Origin of the sequence: Pseudomonas sp. efr-133-TYG-5, assembly GCF_030209175.1 — a bacterium.
Lineage (GTDB): Bacteria > Pseudomonadota > Gammaproteobacteria > Pseudomonadales > Pseudomonadaceae > Aquipseudomonas.
Map to the genome: position 1 here is coordinate 191,127 of NZ_JARVSM010000003.1, position 15,935 is coordinate 207,061.

The 15,935-nt window shown below is 61.8% G+C and carries 11 protein-coding genes; 3 read left to right on the top strand and 8 right to left on the bottom strand.

Annotated features, from left to right (window positions below):
* Nucleotides 1–92: 92 nt before the first annotated feature.
* The 5 genes from topA to QRN70_RS14645 all read right to left on the bottom strand — a co-directional run bounded on the left by topA (nucleotide 93) and on the right by QRN70_RS14645 (nucleotide 7,496).
* Nucleotides 93–2,726 carry a type I DNA topoisomerase gene (gene topA, locus QRN70_RS14625; protein ID WP_285418712.1) on the bottom strand — a complete coding sequence of 878 codons (2,634 nt, stop codon included), beginning with the start codon at nucleotides 2,724–2,726 and terminating at the stop codon, nucleotides 93–95.
* 114 nt (nucleotides 2,727–2,840) lie between these two features.
* Entirely contained in the window at nucleotides 2,841–3,077 is a 237-nt protein-coding gene (locus QRN70_RS14630; protein ID WP_007910467.1) for a DUF1653 domain-containing protein, read from the bottom strand.
* 97 nt (nucleotides 3,078–3,174) lie between these two features.
* Entirely contained in the window at nucleotides 3,175–4,350 is a 1,176-nt protein-coding gene (gene fadA, locus QRN70_RS14635) for an acetyl-CoA C-acyltransferase FadA (RefSeq protein ID WP_285418713.1), read from the bottom strand.
* A gap of 29 nt (nucleotides 4,351–4,379) precedes the next feature.
* Entirely contained in the window at nucleotides 4,380–6,527 is a 2,148-nt protein-coding gene (fadB, locus tag QRN70_RS14640) for a fatty acid oxidation complex subunit alpha FadB (protein ID WP_285418714.1), read from the bottom strand.
* 531 nt (nucleotides 6,528–7,058) lie between these two features.
* Complete coding sequence (locus QRN70_RS14645) at nucleotides 7,059–7,496, bottom strand: hypothetical protein (protein ID WP_285418715.1); 438 nt, start codon at nucleotides 7,494–7,496, stop codon at nucleotides 7,059–7,061.
* Between the two features lie 103 nt (nucleotides 7,497–7,599).
* On the opposite strand from QRN70_RS14645, the gene QRN70_RS14650 reads away from it, so the two are divergent.
* Nucleotides 7,600–8,037, top strand: coding sequence for a universal stress protein (locus QRN70_RS14650; RefSeq protein WP_285418716.1), 438 nt, complete (start codon nucleotides 7,600–7,602; stop codon nucleotides 8,035–8,037).
* A gap of 91 nt (nucleotides 8,038–8,128) precedes the next feature.
* Here QRN70_RS14650 and QRN70_RS14655 read toward each other — a convergent pair whose 3' ends face one another.
* Nucleotides 8,129–10,048 (bottom strand): ATP-binding cassette domain-containing protein, encoded by a 1,920-nt coding sequence (locus QRN70_RS14655; RefSeq protein ID WP_285418717.1) that lies wholly within the window; start codon nucleotides 10,046–10,048, stop codon nucleotides 8,129–8,131.
* Between the two features lie 216 nt (nucleotides 10,049–10,264).
* On the opposite strand from QRN70_RS14655, the gene QRN70_RS14660 reads away from it, so the two are divergent.
* Nucleotides 10,265–12,193 (top strand): transglycosylase SLT domain-containing protein, encoded by a 1,929-nt coding sequence (locus tag QRN70_RS14660; protein WP_285418718.1) that lies wholly within the window; start codon nucleotides 10,265–10,267, stop codon nucleotides 12,191–12,193.
* A 130-nt stretch (nucleotides 12,194–12,323) separates the two neighbouring features.
* Here QRN70_RS14660 and QRN70_RS14665 read toward each other — a convergent pair whose 3' ends face one another.
* Nucleotides 12,324–14,108, bottom strand: coding sequence for an ABC transporter transmembrane domain-containing protein (locus tag QRN70_RS14665; protein WP_285418719.1), 1,785 nt, complete (start codon nucleotides 14,106–14,108; stop codon nucleotides 12,324–12,326).
* A gap of 257 nt (nucleotides 14,109–14,365) precedes the next feature.
* Here QRN70_RS14665 and QRN70_RS14670 point away from each other — a divergent pair, with 257 nt between their 5' ends.
* The gene (locus tag QRN70_RS14670) at nucleotides 14,366–14,545 is read left to right on the top strand and encodes a PA1571 family protein (protein ID WP_027611439.1); all 180 of its coding nucleotides are present in this window, start codon (nucleotides 14,366–14,368) and stop codon (nucleotides 14,543–14,545) included.
* Nucleotides 14,546–14,716: 171 nt separating this feature from the next.
* Here QRN70_RS14670 and pdxB read toward each other — a convergent pair whose 3' ends face one another.
* Nucleotides 14,717–15,859 (bottom strand): 4-phosphoerythronate dehydrogenase PdxB, encoded by a 1,143-nt coding sequence (gene pdxB, locus QRN70_RS14675; protein WP_285418720.1) that lies wholly within the window; start codon nucleotides 15,857–15,859, stop codon nucleotides 14,717–14,719.
* Nucleotides 15,860–15,935 lie beyond the last annotated feature (76 nt).

The window sequence follows — 15,935 nt, forward strand, 5'->3', positions numbered from 1 at the left end:
CATGAAAACCCTGAGGTGTTCATGCGGCCTTGTCGCAGGCGCCGGCCCTGCTCCAGAGGAGCTGGTCAGCCCGGTTTCAGCTCAGACTGCGTTCAAGCCTTGGCAGCCTTGGCCGGACGCTTGTCTTCAACCGTCCACTTGCCACCATCGTAGAAGGCTTTCCAGCCCGTCGGCTTGCCGTCGACTTCGGTCTGCACGTACTGCTCCTTGGTCTTTCGGCTGTAGCGGATCACGGCTGGCAGGCCATCAGGATCCTTCTGCGGCGCGTCGCACAGGAAGTGGTACTTCGGATCGATTTCGTCCTTGTGCGGCAGAATCTCGATCACCAGCGGAGCACGGGTCTCGCGGTTTTTCGGGAACTGACTGGCCGCCAGGAACAGGCCGGAGGCACCGTCACGCAGGATGTACGTGTCGTTGACCTTCTCGCACTTGAGCTCCGGCATCTTCACCGGGTCCATCTTCGGTGGCGCAGCGTCACCGCTCTTGAGCAGTTTGCGGGTGTTCTTGCACGTCGGGTTGGTGCAACCGAAGAACTTGCCGAAACGGCCGGTCTTGAGCTGCATCTCGCTGCCGCACTTGTCGCATTCCAGGCTCGGACCTTCGTAGCCCTTGATGCGGTAGCTGCCCTCTTCGATTTCGTAGCCGGCGCAATCCGGGTTGTTACCGCAGATGTGCAGCTTGCGCTTCTCGTCGAGCAGGTAGGCATCCATTGCCGTGCTGCAGATCGGGCAGCGATGCTTGCCGCGCAACACCAGGGATTCCGATTCGCCTTCATCGTCCGCGGCGATTTCATCGCCAGGCACCAGGTTGACGGTCGCCTTGCAGCGCTCTTTCGGCGGCAGGCTGTAGCCCGAGCAGCCAAGGAACACGCCGGTCGAAGCCGTACGGATCTGCATCGGACGACCGCAGGTGGTGCACGGAATATCGGTCATCACCGGCTGGTTGGCACGCATGCCGTCTTCCGGGCTCTCTGCAACTTCGAGCTTTTTCTTGAAGTCGCCGTAGAACTCGTCCAGCACGTTTTTCCAGTCGCGCTCGCCCTGGGCGACGTCATCGAGGTTCTCTTCCATGCCGGCGGTGAAGCCGTAGTCCATGAGATTGGAGAAGCTCTCCGACAGACGCTCGGTGACGATATCGCCCATCTTTTCCGAATAGAAACGACGGTTGTGCAGGGTCACGTAGCCGCGGTCCTGGATGGTGGAAATGATCGCCGCGTAGGTCGATGGACGACCGATGCCGCGTTTTTCCATTTCCTTGACCAGGCTGGCTTCCGAATAACGGGCCGGCGGCTTGGTGAAGTGCTGGGACGGATCGAGCTTGATCAGCTTCATCACGTCGCCCTGCGCCATGTCCGGCAAGACGTCGTCATCGCCAGGCTTGGCGATCTGCGGCAGAACGCGGGTGTAACCGTCGAACTTGAGGATGCGGCCCTTGGCACGCAGCTCGAAGTCGCCAGCGGCGACGCTGACGGTGGTCGACAGGTATTGCGCCGGCAGCATCTGGCAGGCCAGGAACTGGCGCCAGATCAGCTCGTAGAGGCGCTCAGCGTCGCGCTCCATGCCCGACAGCTTGCTCGGAATGGTGTTGGCGTCGGACGGACGAATCGCTTCGTGAGCCTCTTGTGCGCCTTCCTTGCTGCTGTAGACGTTCGGCGTTTCCGGCAGGTACTTCTTGCCGAACTCGGTTTCGATATAGCTGCGCGCCATCGCCACGGCATCGGCCGAGAGGTTGGTCGAGTCGGTACGCATATAAGTGATGTAGCCGGCTTCATACAGACGCTGGGCCATCATCATGGTTTTCTTCACGCCGAAGCCCAGGCGGTTGCTCGCGGCCTGCTGCAGGGTGGAGGTGATGAACGGCGCCGACGGCTTGCTGCTGGTCGGCTTGTCTTCGCGCTTGACGATGCTGTAGCTGGAGGACTTGAGTTTCTCCAGCGCGGCGGTGGCCTGGGCTTCGTTCAACGGCTTGAACGCTTCACCCTTCTCGCGGGCCACTTCGAAACGCACGGTCGATCCTTTGGCGGTGCCAAGGTCGGCGTGCACTTCCCAGTATTCTTCCGGGATGAACGCGCGGATTTCCCGCTCGCGCTCGACCACCAGCTTCACCGCGACCGACTGCACGCGGCCAGCGGACAGGCCACGGGCGATTTTCGCCCACAGCAGCGGCGACACCATGTAGCCGACGACGCGGTCGAGAAAACGCCGCGCCTGCTGGGCGTTCACCCGATCGATGTCCAACTCGCCCGGCTCGGAGAAGGCTTCCTGAATCGCCTTCTTGGTGATTTCGTTGAACACCACACGCTTGTAGCGGCTGTCGTCGCCACCGATGGCTTCGCGCAGGTGCCAGGCAATGGCTTCCCCCTCGCGATCCAAGTCGGTTGCGAGATAGATGGTGTCAGCATCCTTGGCGAGCCGGCGCAGCTCTTCGATGACCTTTTCCTTGCCCGGGAGGATCTCGTACTTGGCTTTCCAGCCATGCTCGGGATCGACGCCCATGCGCGAAACCAGCTGCTTGCGCGCCTTCTCTTTCGGCGTGAGCACCGGCCCTTCGCCCGCGGCAGCCTTGCCGCGCTTGGCGGCTGGCTCTTTGCTGGCGCTAGCCGAACCGCTGGTGGGCAGGTCTCGGATATGGCCGATACTCGACTTCACCACGTATTGGTTGCCCAGATACTTGTTGATGGTCTTGGCCTTAGCCGGGGATTCCACAATGACCAGCGATTTGCCCATGGATCAGAAAATTCCTGAATTCTAGAAGTGAAAGGCGGTTGGCGCCTGACGCGGCACCGCTATATATAGTTGATACAAGGTGAGGTCAAGCACAGGGTTCTGTGCGCACTCGCCTCATGCCTTGGAAAAAAGGCTCGGTTCGGCCTGCACCAAAGCAAAGCGTGGCACCTGCTCGCCGTCAACCTCGACCGACTCCAGAAACATGCTCAAGGGACGCACCCAAAAGCCGTAATCGCCATACAGGGCTTGGTAAAAGACCACTTCTTCCTCGGTCTCGGAATGCCGCGCAACACTGAATACGCGGTACTGCGGACCTTTGTAATGTTGGTAGAGCCCAGGTTGTATCGGCATGCTTCGGCCCTCACTCAAATATTTTTCAAAATAAAAACAAAAAACCCGCAAAAACAAAAACCGGGGCACTTGGCCCCGGCTTCCATCGACGAGACGCTTAAACGCGTTCGAAGACGGTGGAGATGCCTTGGCCGAGACCAATGCACATGGTGGCCACCCCGAAGGTGCCGCCATTCTGCTTCATCACGTTGAGCAGGGTGCCGGAAATCCGTGCACCGGAGCAACCGAACGGGTGACCCAGGGCGATCGCGCCGCCGTGCAGGTTAACCTTCTCGTTCATCTTGTCGAGCACTTTCAGATCTTTCAGCACTGGCAGGGCCTGTGCGGCGAAAGCTTCGTTGAGCTCGAAGAAGTCGATATCGTTGATGCCCAGGCCCGCACGCTTCAGTGCTTTCTGGGTGGCCGGCACCGGACCGTAGCCCATGATTGCCGGATCCACACCGGCCACCGCCATCGAGCGGATCACCGCCAGAGGCTGGATACCCAGGTCCTGCGCACGCTGCGCCGACATCACGATCATGCACGAAGCACCATCGGTGATCTGCGACGACGTACCGGCAGTCACGGTACCGCCCTTTGGATTGAATGCCGGCTTCAGAGCCGCCAGGCTTTCCAGGGTGGTTTCCGGACGAATGGTTTCGTCGTAGTCGAACAGTTTCAGGAAACCGTTCTCGTCGTAGCCCTGCATCGGGATGATTTCGTCTTTGAACTTGCCTTCCACGGTTGCCTTGTGGGCCAACTGGTGGGAGCGCACGCCGAAAGCGTCCTGCTGTTCGCGGGTGATGCCGTGCATTTTGCCGAGCATTTCCGCGGTCAGGCCCATCATGCCCGAGGCTTTTGCCGCGTACAGCGACATGTGCGGGTTCGGATCGACACCGTGCATCATGCTCACGTGGCCCATGTGCTCGACGCCGCCAACCACGAATACGTCACCGTTACCGGTCATGATCGCTTGCGCAGCGGTGTGCAGTGCGCTCATCGACGAACCACACAGACGGCTGACGGTCTGGCCGGCCGAGGTGTGCGGGATCTGGGTCATCAGCGACGCCATCCGCGCGATGTTCCAGCCCTGCTCCAGGGTCTGGTTGACGCAGCCCCAGATCACGTCCTCGACTTCGTTCGGGTCGACCTTGGTGTTGCGTTCCAGCAGTTTGCTGATCAGGTGCGCCGACATGTCTTCGGCGCGGGTGTTGCGGTGCATGCCGCCCTTGGAGCGGCCCATCGGAGTACGACCGAAGTCGACAATCACGACGTCTCTAGGATTCAAGCTCATAAGTTCACTCTCACTCTAGTTGGGGGCGCTTAACCGAAGAAGCTCTGGCCGTTCTTGGCCATTTCACGCAGCTTCGCGGTCGGGTGGTACAGCGCGCCCAAATCAGCGTACTGGTCGGCCAGGGCAACGAACTCGGCAACACCGATCGAATCGATGTAGCGCAGCGCACCGCCACGGAATGGAGGGAAACCAATACCGTAGACCAGACCCATGTCGGCTTCGGCGGCGGTTTCGACGATGCCGTCTTCCAGGCAACGCACGGTTTCCAGGCACAGCGGGATCATCATCCAGTTGATGATGTCTTCGTCAGTGACTTCGCGCTGCTCGTAGACGATCGGCTTGAGCACTTCCAGTACCGACGGGTCGGCGACTTTCTTCTGCTTGCCTTTCTTGTCGGCCTCGTAGGCGTAGAAGCCCTTGCCGTTCTTCTGACCCAGGCGCTTGGCTTCGTACAGCACGTCGATGGCCGAACGACGGTCATCCTTCATGCGATCCGGGAAACCTTCAGCCATGACGTCGCGACCGTGGTGACCGGTGTCGATGCCGACCACGTCCATCAGGTACGCCGGGCCCATCGGCCAGCCGAATTTTTCCATGACCTTGTCGATGCGGACGAAGTCCACACCGGCGCTGACCAGCTTGGCGAAACCGCCGAAGTACGGGAACAGGACGCGGTTGACCAGGAAGCCCGGGCAGTCGTTGACGACGATCGGGTTCTTGCCCATTTTCTTGGCGTAGGCAACGGTGGTGGCAATCGCCAGCTCGCTGGACTTCTCGCCACGGATCACTTCCACCAGCGGCATCATGTGCACCGGGTTGAAGAAGTGCATGCCGACGAAGTTTTCCGGACGCTTGAGGGCCTTGGCCAGCAGGCTGATGGAAATGGTCGAGGTGTTGGACGCGAGGATGGTGTCCTCTTTGACCTTGTCTTCGACTTCGGCCAGCACGGCTTGCTTGACCTTCGGATTCTCGACCACGGCTTCGACCACCAGGTCGACGTGACCGAAGTCGCCGTAGGACAGGGTCGGACGAATGCCGTTGAGCACTTCAGCCATTTTCGCGGCGGTCATGCGGCCCTTGTCGACGCGGCCGACCAGCAGTTTGGCGGCTTCGGCCAGACCCTGCTCGATACCGTGCTCGTTGATGTCCTTCATCAGGATCGGCGTACCTTTGGAAGCCGACTGATAGGCGATACCGCCACCCATGATGCCGGCGCCCAGTACGGCGGCCTGCTTCACGTCCTTGGCGATTTCGTCGTAGGCCTTGGCCTTCTTCTTCAGTTCCTGATCGTTCAGGAACAGACCGATCAGGCTCTGCGCAGCAGAGGTCTTGGCCAGTTTCACGAAGCCGGCGGCTTCGACTTCCAGGGCCTTGTCACGCGCGAAGTTCGCGGCCTTCTGGATGGTCTTGATCGCTTCGACCGGAGCCGGGTAGTTCGGGCCAGCCTGACCGGCCACGAAACCTTTGGCGGTTTCGAAAGCCATCATTTGTTCAATGGCGTTCAACTTGAGTTTTTCAAGTTTTGGCTGACGCTTGGCCTTGTAGTCGAACTCGCCGGAGATGGCGCGCTTGATCAGCTCAAGAGCGGCATCCTGCAGCTTCTCCGGAGCCACCACGGCATCGACGGCGCCGACTTTCAGCGCGTCTTCCGGACGGTTTTCCTTGCCGGCGGCAATCCACTCGATGGCGTTGTCGGCACCGATCAGGCGCGGCAGACGCACGGTACCGCCGAAGCCCGGGTAGATGCCCAGCTTGACTTCCGGCAGGCCGATCTTGGCCTTGGTGGACATGACGCGGTAGTCCGCCGCCAGGCACATTTCCAGACCGCCGCCCAGGGCGATGCCGTTGATTGCAGCGACGGTCGGCACGTTGAGGTCTTCGAAATCGCTGAAGATCTTGTTGGCTTCGAGATTGCCAGCAACCAGCTCGGCATCCGGCAGCTTGAAGTTGTCGACAAATTCGGTGATGTCGGCGCCGACGATGAAGACGTCCTTGCCACTGCTGACGATCACGCCCTTGATCGAAGCATCTGCCTTGATGGTGTCCACGGCCTGACGCAGTTCGTTCAGGGTAAGACGGTTGAACTTGTTGACGGACTCACCCTTGAGGTCGAATTTCAATTCGACGATGCCACTTTCAAGAGCTTTAACCGTGATGGCTTTACCTTCGTAAATCATCAACTGATCTCCACGATATGGAAGCTGAACAGTACACGTCGGACGCAGGCGAATGGCTCGGCAGGACGTTTTTTCGTCGATGCTAACGCCAATCCACCCGGCACACCCGCCAACGCGATAGTCGGGAATCTGTAGGAGCCGCTTGCAATACAAACGCTCAATTCATACGCCCGTTTGATTTGGGTACGCCACCTTCACGGAATTTCCGACAATTGTCAATCGCCCAAAATACAGGTTGAAATGCGACTTTGCGGTCATTTCTGTAGGACGCAACCCAGCCACATGCACCGGCATGTGCAGGCATTCATAGGATTAATAGTTAGAAAAGTCGCCCTAATTCCCGGCAAGCCCTGTTTAACAGGCTACGCTGGCAGGACTACGAGGGAAAAACGCTCCGGTGGCCGCACGGCAATCGCCTCGAACAGAGATTTTCCGGCCTGCCTGGCCAACCCCGCCCGATGCATCATGTCGGGCTTTTTATTGCGCGTCTGCCGGACATTTCGCACCGTTGCAGCACGAAATATCCGCCCGTCATGCCAGCGCTTTCAGCGTTGCGTCGATATCCTGCAAAACCGTCGCCTCACCCTTCTCGCCCCAGTACAGGGCGATCATCTGTTTGTCCGCCTCGACCTTGAAAACATTGCCCGGCAATTTTTCGAAATGATTGAGCAGCAGCGGATCCTCACAGACTTCCTGCCACTGATTGACCCACACGCCCGGGGACTTCTGCCAGTACGTCCAGCACGCCGGCTGCTTGCCACGCCGCGGCCGATGGTACTGCGCACACGGGTTCGGCGGCTCCTGGGCCAGCCAGTGCGGCCATTCCTGAGGGGCCAGCTGCATGGCCAGACCGAGACGCCGGGCCTCCATGCGCAGGGCCATGCGCCCGCTCTGTACCCGCGACGGGCGTAACCAGGCCAGCGGACTGAGTACCACCAGCAGGATTGACACCACCAACCAGACCGTCATATCTGTACTCCCGACTCTGCATGAGCCCATTGTGCCGCTTTGGAACCAATGCGCTTGAAACCAGCCATACTTAACAATAATGAACCCTCACGAGGAGCACCTCATGCCCTACAACCATATCCTGGTCGCCGTAGATCTGACCGAAGAGTGCGACCCTGTGATTCACCGCGCCCGCGAGCTGTCGGTGAGCAATGGCGCCAAGCTGTCGCTGGTGCATATCGTCGAACCGATGGCCATGGCCTTCGGCGGAGACGTGCCAATGGATCTGTCACAACTGCAACAACAGCAGTTCGACCAGGCCAAGGAGCGTCTGGAGCGCCTCAAGCTCAAGTACTCCGAACTCGAGGGCGCCAACTGCCACCTCACCTACGGCCAGCCACGCCAGGAAATCCACCACTTCGCCAAGGAGCAGCAGTGTGACCTGATCGTGGTCGGCAGCCACGGCCGCCATGGCCTGGCGTTGCTGCTCGGCTCGACAGCCAATGATGTGCTGCATGGCGCGCCGTGCGATGTGCTGGCGGTGCATCTGGTCAAACGCTGATATTGCCTGTCGTGCGTCGGCCAGCCCCGGCACACATATGAAAAGCCCGGCCTCATTCACATGAGGCCGGGCTTTTTCATGGCTCGCTCAATCAGGCATCCAGCTCGGCCCAACGCTCAACCAGTGCATCCAGTTCGGCCTGCAACTGCTCCAGCAAAGCAATCACCTTGGCCGTCTCGGCTGGCGGCCGCTGATAGAAACCGGCTTCGGCCATCTCGGCCTCGACCGCAGCGATCTGCTGTTCCTTGGCGTCGATGTCGCCCGGCAGGGCTTCCAGCTCGCGCTGCAGCTTGTAGCTGAGCTTCTTCTTCGCCGCAGGAGCAGCCGCCGGGGCAGCGACGGGCGCCGGCTCGGCAGTGACCACGGCCGAATTCAGGTCGGCCTTGCCGGACTTGCTTTCGGTCACGCCCAACAGGCGCGGCGAACCGCCCTGACGGATCCAGTCCTGATAGCCACCGACGTATTCGCGGACCTTGCCTTCACCTTCGAAGACCAGCGTACTGGTGACCACGTTGTCGAGGAATGCCCGGTCGTGGCTGACCATCAGCACGGTGCCATTGAAGGTCAACAGCACTTCTTCGAGCAGCTCGAGGGTTTCCACGTCGAGGTCGTTGGTCGGTTCGTCGAGCACCAGCAGGTTTGCCGGCTTGCTGAACAGCTTGGCCAGCAGCAGACGTGCACGCTCGCCACCGGACAGCGCCTTCACCGGGGTACGGGCGCGCTGCGGGCTGAACAGGAAGTCGCCGAGGTAGCTCAGGACATGCCGGCTCTGGCCGTCGATCTCGATGAAGTCGCGACCTTCGGCGACGTTGTCGATCACGGTCTTTTCCAGATCCAGCTGATGGCGCAACTGGTCGAAGTAGGCCACGTCGATCCGGGTGCCCTCTTCCACCTTGCCGCTGGTGGGCTGCAGGCCGCTGAGCATCAGTTTCAGCAGCGTGGTCTTGCCGGTGCCGTTGGCGCCGAGCAGGCCGATCCGGTCGCCGCGCTGCAGGACCATGGAAAAATCGCGAATCAGGAACGGACCGCCCGGGTGCGCGAAGTTGACGTTGTCCAGCACCATCACCTGTTTGCCGGACTTCTCGGCGGTTTCCAGCTGGATATTGGCCTTGCCGGTGCGCTCGCGACGTTCGCTGCGCTCGACACGCAGGGCCTTCAGGGCGCGCACACGGCCTTCGTTACGGGTACGGCGGGCCTTGATGCCCTGGCGGATCCACACTTCTTCCTGGGCCAGGCGCTTGTCGAACAGCGCGTTGGCGGTTTCTTCGGCGGCCAGTGCCGCTTCCTTGTGCACGAGGAAACTGGCGTAGTCGCCGTTCCAGTCGATCAGGCCGCCACGATCCAGCTCGAGAATGCGCGTGGCGAGGTTCTGCAGGAAGGAACGGTCGTGCGTGATGAACAGCACGGCGCCCTGGAAATCCTTCAGCGCTTCTTCGAGCCAGGCGATCGCCCCGATATCCAGGTGGTTGGTCGGTTCGTCGAGCAGCAGCAGGTCCGGCTCGGACACCAGTGCCTGCGCCAGCAGCACACGCCGCCGCCAGCCACCGGACAACTCGGCGAGGGTCTTGTCGGCCGGCAACTGCAGGCGGCTCAAGGTGCTGTCGACCAGAGTCTGCAGGCGCCAGCCATCGCGGGCCTCGAGGTCGTGCTGGACGTGCATCAGTTTGTCCAGATCGGCGTCGGTGACGATGTTCTGGCTCAGGTGATGGTATTCGGCGAGCAGCGCGCCCACGCCATCCAGGCCCTCGGCCACCACGTCGAACACAGTCCGCTCGTCGGCCACCGGCAATTCCTGGGGCAATTCACCGATTTTCAGACCGGGGGCACGCCACACCGAGCCGTCATCAGGCTTCTGGTCGCCCTTGACCAGTTTCATCATGCTGGACTTGCCAGTGCCGTTGCGGCCGATGATGCACACCCGCTCACCACGGGCGATCTGCCAGGACACCTTGTCCAACAACGGCATCGCGCCGAATGCAAGGGACACATCGCTGAATTTGAGCAGGGTCATGAGCTTCTCCAAAAACCGGGCGCGCATTCTACCTGAATCGAGGCCCCAACAGGCCGGCAATTTCGCCGTTGACGCACTCTGCATAACATTTGTTGCGAACTTGTGCTGCAAGGCCGGCAAAGCTTTCGCCGCCTGCTGGCAAAAGGCTAAGCTACAGACAATTCAGTGCCGGTTCGATGGTCGGCACTTGTCATGATTTCTCTGCCCGGATGTCTCATGCGCAGTCGCCTTCTCAGTGTTTTGTCCTGTTTGCTTCTTACCGCCGCTGCCGCTCAATCCGCCCAGGCGGTGGACCTGTCCACCCAACGCCAGTACTACGATGAAGCCAAGCGCGCCCTGGCCAAGGGCGATAGCGGCCCGTACTTTCGCTACAGCCAGGCCCTGGCTGATTATCCGCTGGAGCCGTACCTGGCCTACGACGAACTGACCGCCCGGCTGAAAACCGCGAGCAACGCCGAGATCGAGAAATTCCTCGCCGAACATGGCGACCTGCCCCAGGCCAACTGGATGAAATTGCGCTGGTTGCGCTGGCTGGCCGACCGCGGCGACTGGGCAACCTTCGTCAAGTATTACGACCCGAAACTCAACTTCACCGAACTGGACTGCCTCAATGCGCAGTATCAGATCAGCAGCGGCCGCAAGGCCGAGGGGTACGCCAATGCCGACAAACTGTGGCTGACCGGCAAATCGCAACCGCAGGCCTGTGACGCGCTGTTCGGGCTCTGGGCCGCCGATGGCCAGTTGACCGAGCAGAAACGCTGGGAACGCACCAAGCTCGCCGCCCAGGCACGCAACTACCCACTGGCCAACAGCCTGGTCAATGGCTTGACCACCCTCGCCCCGCGCGGGCGCCTGCTGGTGGATGTGGCGCAAAAACCGGAACTGCTCAATCAACCGTCGCGTTTTACGCCGGCCGACGAGCCAATGTCCGACGTGGTCAGCCTCGGCCTGCGCCGCCTCGCCCGCCAGGACCCGGACAAGGCCATGGCGCTGCTCGACGGCTACGCCAGCAGCATGCACTTCTCCCGCGACGAAAAAGTCGCGATCGCCCGGGAAATCGGCCTGACCCTGGCCCGGCGTTTCGACAGCCGCGCGCTCGAGGTGATGACCAAATACGATCCGGAACTGCGCGACAACACCGTGTCCGAATGGCGCCTGCGCCTGTTGCTGCGCCTGGCGCGCTGGGACGATGCCTATCAGCTGACCCGCCGCCTGCCGCAGGATCTGGCGACCACCAACCGTTGGCGCTACTGGCAGGCCCGCAGCCTGGAACTGGCGCAGCCGCAGAACCCGGAAGCGCAGACGCTGTACAAGAATCTGGCGAAGGAGCGGGATTTCTACGGATTCCTTGCCGCCGACCGCTCGCAGCTGCCGTATTCGCTGGTCAACAAGCCGCTGGTGCTCAGCCAGGCCACCATCAACAAGGTGCGCAATACCCCCGGCGTACGTCGCGCCCTGGAATTCCACGCCCGCGGGCAGATCGTCGACGGCCGTCGCGAGTGGTATCACGTCAGCCGCCATTTCAACCGTGACGAAATGGTCGCCCAGGCGAAACTGGCCTACGACCTGAAATGGTACTTCCCGGCGATCCGCACCATCAGCCAGGCGCAGTACTGGGACGACCTCGACATCCGCTTCCCGATGGCCCACCGCGACACGCTAGTGCGCGAAGCCAAGGTCCGCGGCCTGCACTCGAGCTGGGTGTTCGCCATCACCCGCCAGGAAAGCGCCTTCATGGACGACGCCCGCTCCGGCGTCGGCGCCAGTGGCCTGATGCAACTGATGCCCGGTACCGCCAAGGAAACCGCGCGCAAGTTCAGCATTCCGCTGGCCTCGCCGCAGCAGGTGCTCGATCCGGACAAGAACATCCAGCTGGGCGCCGCCTACCTGAGCCAGGTGCACAGCCAGTTCAACGGCAACCGTGTGCTCGCCTCCGCCGCCTACAACGCCGGCCCGGGCCGTGTGCGCCAGTGGCTGCGCGGCGCCGACCACCTGAGCTTCGACGTGTGGGTGGAAAGCATCCCGTTCGACGAAACCCGCCAGTACGTGCAGAACGTGCTGTCGTACTCGGTGATCTACGGGCAGAAACTCAACGCCCCGCAACCGCTGGTGGATTGGCATGAGCGGTACTTTGACGATCAGTAACCGGTAATGCCCGGTTGCACGGGCGCGGCCGCAGACCGCGACCTTTTGATTGTGCTTTCACACAAAATGCCCGCATGGAAATGCGGGCATTTTTTCAGCCAGATCAAAAAATCGTGGCCTGCGGCGGCTCCTACAGGTCGCTCATACCGTGCTTTCCATCACTGAACTGCAGCGCCGCCAACCGCGCATACAGCGGATTGCTCGCGATCAGTTCCTGGTGCGTGCCCACCGCCACCAGCCTGCCTTGGTCCATCACCGCAATCCGGTCGGCGTTTTTCACGGTGGCCAGTCGGTGGGCGATCACCAGGGTGGTGCGGTTGTGCATCAGGCTGGGCAGCGCCTGCTGGATCAGATGTTCGCTTTGCGCGTCGAGGGCGCTGGTGGCTTCGTCCAGCAGCAGGATCGGCGCATCCACCAGCAGCGCGCGGGCGATGGCCAGGCGTTGGCGCTGGCCGCCGGACAGGCCGAGGCCGCCGTCGCCCAGATGGGTCTGGTAACCATCGGGCATCTGCTCGATGAAATCGTGCGCATGGGCGATTCTGGCCGCTTCCCGGACCTGCTCCAGCGTCGCGCCAGGGCAGCCGTAGCGGATGTTGTCCTCAACGCTGCCGAAGAACAGCGCCGGCGTCTGCGAAACCAGGGCGAAACAGCGCCGCAGGTCGAGCGGGTCGAGGCGGGTCAGCGGCACGCCATCGATCAGGATCCGCCCTTCTGCGGGATCGTAGAAGCGCAGCAACAGGTCATACACCGTCGATTTACCGGCACCGGACGGGCCGACCAGAGCAAGTGTTTCACCCGCCCTGACGCTCAGACTGAGGCCGTCAACCGCGTAGCTTTCCGGCCGCGACGGGTAGGAAAAGCGCACGTCCTGCAGCTGCAGTTCGCCTTTCACGCGCGGCGGCAAGGTGACCAGGCCGGAGGTCGGCGGCTGAATGATATTTTCCGAACGCAGCAGTTCGGCGATGCGCTCGGCAGCGCCAGCGGCCCGCTGCAACTCGCCGATCACTTCGCTCAGCGTACCGAAGGCGCTGCCGACGATCAGACTGTAGAAGACGAAGGCGGCCAGCTCGCCGGCGGAAATCCGCCCGGCCATCACGTCCATCCCGCCCACCCACAGCATCACCGCAACGGCGCCGAGGACCAGCACGATCACCAGCGTGATCAGCCAGGCGCGCTGGAAGATGCGCTTGCGCGCCGTTTCGAACGCCTGCTCGACCGTGCTGGCGAAGCGTTGCTCATCCTGTACCTGATGGTTGTAGGCCTGCACGGTCTTGATCTGGCCGAGCGTTTCCGAGACGTAGCTGCCGATGTCGGCGATCCGGTCCTGACTCAGCCGTGACAGGCTGCGCACGCGCCGGCCGAACAGCAGGATCGGCGCGATGACCAGCGGCAGCGCGATCACCACGATGCTGGTGAGCTTGGGGTTGGTGATGAACAGCAGCACGATCCCGCCGATCACCATGAGCAGATTGCGCAGGAACAGCGACAGCGAAGAGCCAATCACCGATTGCAGCAACGTGGTGTCGGCGGTCAGCCGCGACTGGATCTCCGAGCTGCGATTGTCCTCGTAGAACCCGGGATGCAGATACACCAAGTGGTTGAACACCTGCCGCCGAATGTCCGCGACAACGCGCTCGCCGATCCACGACACCAAGTAGAACCGCGCAAACGTACCCATCGCCAGCCCCAGTACCAGCACCATGAACAAGCCGATCGACTGGTTGAGCAGGTGCGGCGACTGCGTCATGAAGCCCTGATCCACCAGCAGGCGAATGCCCTGCCCCATCGACAGGGTAATGCCCGCCGTGACGATCAATGCCAGCAGCGCGCCAAAGGCATGCCAGCGATACGGCACGAGGAAGTGACTGGTCAGGCGCAGGGCGCGGCGATGGCGCGAGGAAAGCATCGGGATCATTCGGTTCACACTTGTCCGCAGGGATGGGGGCAGCCTACACGCTGAAATGGGGTGGAACTCTGTAAATCACAATGAGTCAGGTTAATTATGACCGGCGAGACTAGTTCCTAGACGCTATCGGTCTAAAGTCCGGGTTGAGACGAGCGGTCATTTCTGCTTGAGTGGAGATGCCGTTGCGGACAGATCGAAGGGAGCTGTCACAGCCTGGTCACCTGACGGTTTTATTCTGGGTACACAACCTGATGAGGAGACAGGCCATGTCCTTGCAACACAGCAGCGATGACAAGATTCAAGTGATCCGCACCAAGCCCGGCCAGCCTCTGGGCTGCTCGATCATCGACAAGGACGGGCGTGAAGTACCGATCACTGAAGACATGATCCAGGACGCGTGCCGCGAACTGGAGAAGCGATTGGTCAAGCCTGCCGAACAAAAGTGATATAGCCACCGTCTTCCTGACCCGGCCCCTTTTGGCCGGGTTTTTTCTGCCTGCCGATTTTGCGGTTGCGACCCGCTGACGCGTGCGCCGGGACAGCGATGGCGCGCTTGACGACGTCGCGGATCACGTCCCGCAGCGGCTCCTGCACCATCGCCAGTAAGGTCAACAGTGTTACAACGCCACCGCGCCGAGCGCCGCCACCATCTGCCGCAACGCCGGGGAGTCGCCTTCGATCCGCACGTGCAAGCCTTCGATCTCGCGTCGCGACGGGTACTGTTTGCGCAACAGATCGAACGCTGCGCGCTGCTCGCCGACACTGCCCAGCAGCGTGCGACGGAAATCCGCGTCGTCGCGGCGCGGGTCATAGACGCCGCGGCACAACATCGCCAGCGCCCAGGCCGGATCGCTGTCGGCATGCAGGGCAACTTCCGTCAACCACGGCGCCGGCAGCAGGTCGCCGAGCTGGATGCTAGCCGGCTGGCCAACGAATGCGCAGTAGGCCTGGTAGATTTGCGCCGTGCCGCGCTGCTTGCCGTCGAGGCTGTAACCGGCGATATGCGGTGTCGCCAGAACGCACAGCTCCGCCAGCGCGACATCGACCTGCGGCTCGGCTTCCCAGACATCGAGCACCGCCTGCAGGTCTTCGCGTTCCAGCAGCACCTCACGCAGCGCCACGTTATCGACCACTGGCCCGCGAGCGGCGTTGATCAGCCAGGCGCCGGGCCTGAGGCTCTGCAGACGCTGGCGGTCGAACAGGTGCCAGGTCGCGCCGTCGCCACTGCGCGTCAACGGCGTATGCAGGCTGATCACATCGCACTCTTCAATGATCTGCTCGAGGCTGACGTAGTCGCCGCCCTCGGTAGCCTGACGCGGCGGATCGCAGACTTTCACGTTCCAGCCCAGGCCCCGCAGAACCTTGACCAGGCGCCCGCCGACCTCGCCGGCGCCGACCACGCCATAGGTGCGCGCGGTCAGGTCTTCACCTTCGATTTCCGCCAGCGTCATCAAGCTGCCGAGCACATAGTCGACCACGCCACGGGCATTGCAGCCCGGCGCGCTGGACCAGGTGATGCCGGCCTCATGGAAATACTCAAGGTCCAGATGATCGGTACCGATGGTGCAGGTGCCGACAAAGCGCACCTGGCTGCCTTCGAGCAGGGCGCGGTTGACGCTGGTCACCGAACGCACGAGCAGGACGTCGGCCTGTTCGACCGTGGCGCGGTCGATGGAGCGGCCCGGCACCCGACGGATCTCGCCGAAACCGGCAAAAAAGGCATCGAGCAACGGAATGTTTTCATCGGCAACAATCAGCATGGCGGGCTCCTTGAGGGGATCGGCAGTTTAGGTGCTGACCGGAGGATGAGCCAGCAGGTTCGCAGGTTGATTGCTC

What these genes read in the sequence shown, in the direction of transcription:
- QRN70_RS14630 (WP_007910467.1), bottom strand. Translation starts at nt 3,077, where the DNA reads ATGCCGATACAACCTGGGCTCTACCAACATTACAAAGGTCCGCAGTAC.
- pdxB (WP_285418720.1), bottom strand. Translation starts at nt 15,859, where the DNA reads ATGCTGATTGTTGCCGATGAAAACATTCCGTTGCTCGATGCCTTTTTT.
- fadB (WP_285418714.1), bottom strand. Translation starts at nt 6,527, where the DNA reads ATGATTTACGAAGGTAAAGCCATCACGGTTAAAGCTCTTGAAAGTGGC.
- QRN70_RS14650 (WP_285418716.1), top strand. Translation starts at nt 7,600, where the DNA reads ATGCCCTACAACCATATCCTGGTCGCCGTAGATCTGACCGAAGAGTGC.
- topA (WP_285418712.1), bottom strand. Translation starts at nt 2,726, where the DNA reads ATGGGCAAATCGCTGGTCATTGTGGAATCCCCGGCTAAGGCCAAGACC.
- QRN70_RS14645 (WP_285418715.1), bottom strand. Translation starts at nt 7,496, where the DNA reads ATGACGGTCTGGTTGGTGGTGTCAATCCTGCTGGTGGTACTCAGTCCG.
- QRN70_RS14660 (WP_285418718.1), top strand. Translation starts at nt 10,265, where the DNA reads ATGCGCAGTCGCCTTCTCAGTGTTTTGTCCTGTTTGCTTCTTACCGCC.
- fadA (WP_285418713.1), bottom strand. Translation starts at nt 4,350, where the DNA reads ATGAGCTTGAATCCTAGAGACGTCGTGATTGTCGACTTCGGTCGTACT.
- QRN70_RS14655 (WP_285418717.1), bottom strand. Translation starts at nt 10,048, where the DNA reads ATGACCCTGCTCAAATTCAGCGATGTGTCCCTTGCATTCGGCGCGATG.
- QRN70_RS14670 (WP_027611439.1), top strand. Translation starts at nt 14,366, where the DNA reads ATGTCCTTGCAACACAGCAGCGATGACAAGATTCAAGTGATCCGCACC.
- QRN70_RS14665 (WP_285418719.1), bottom strand. Translation starts at nt 14,108, where the DNA reads ATGATCCCGATGCTTTCCTCGCGCCATCGCCGCGCCCTGCGCCTGACC.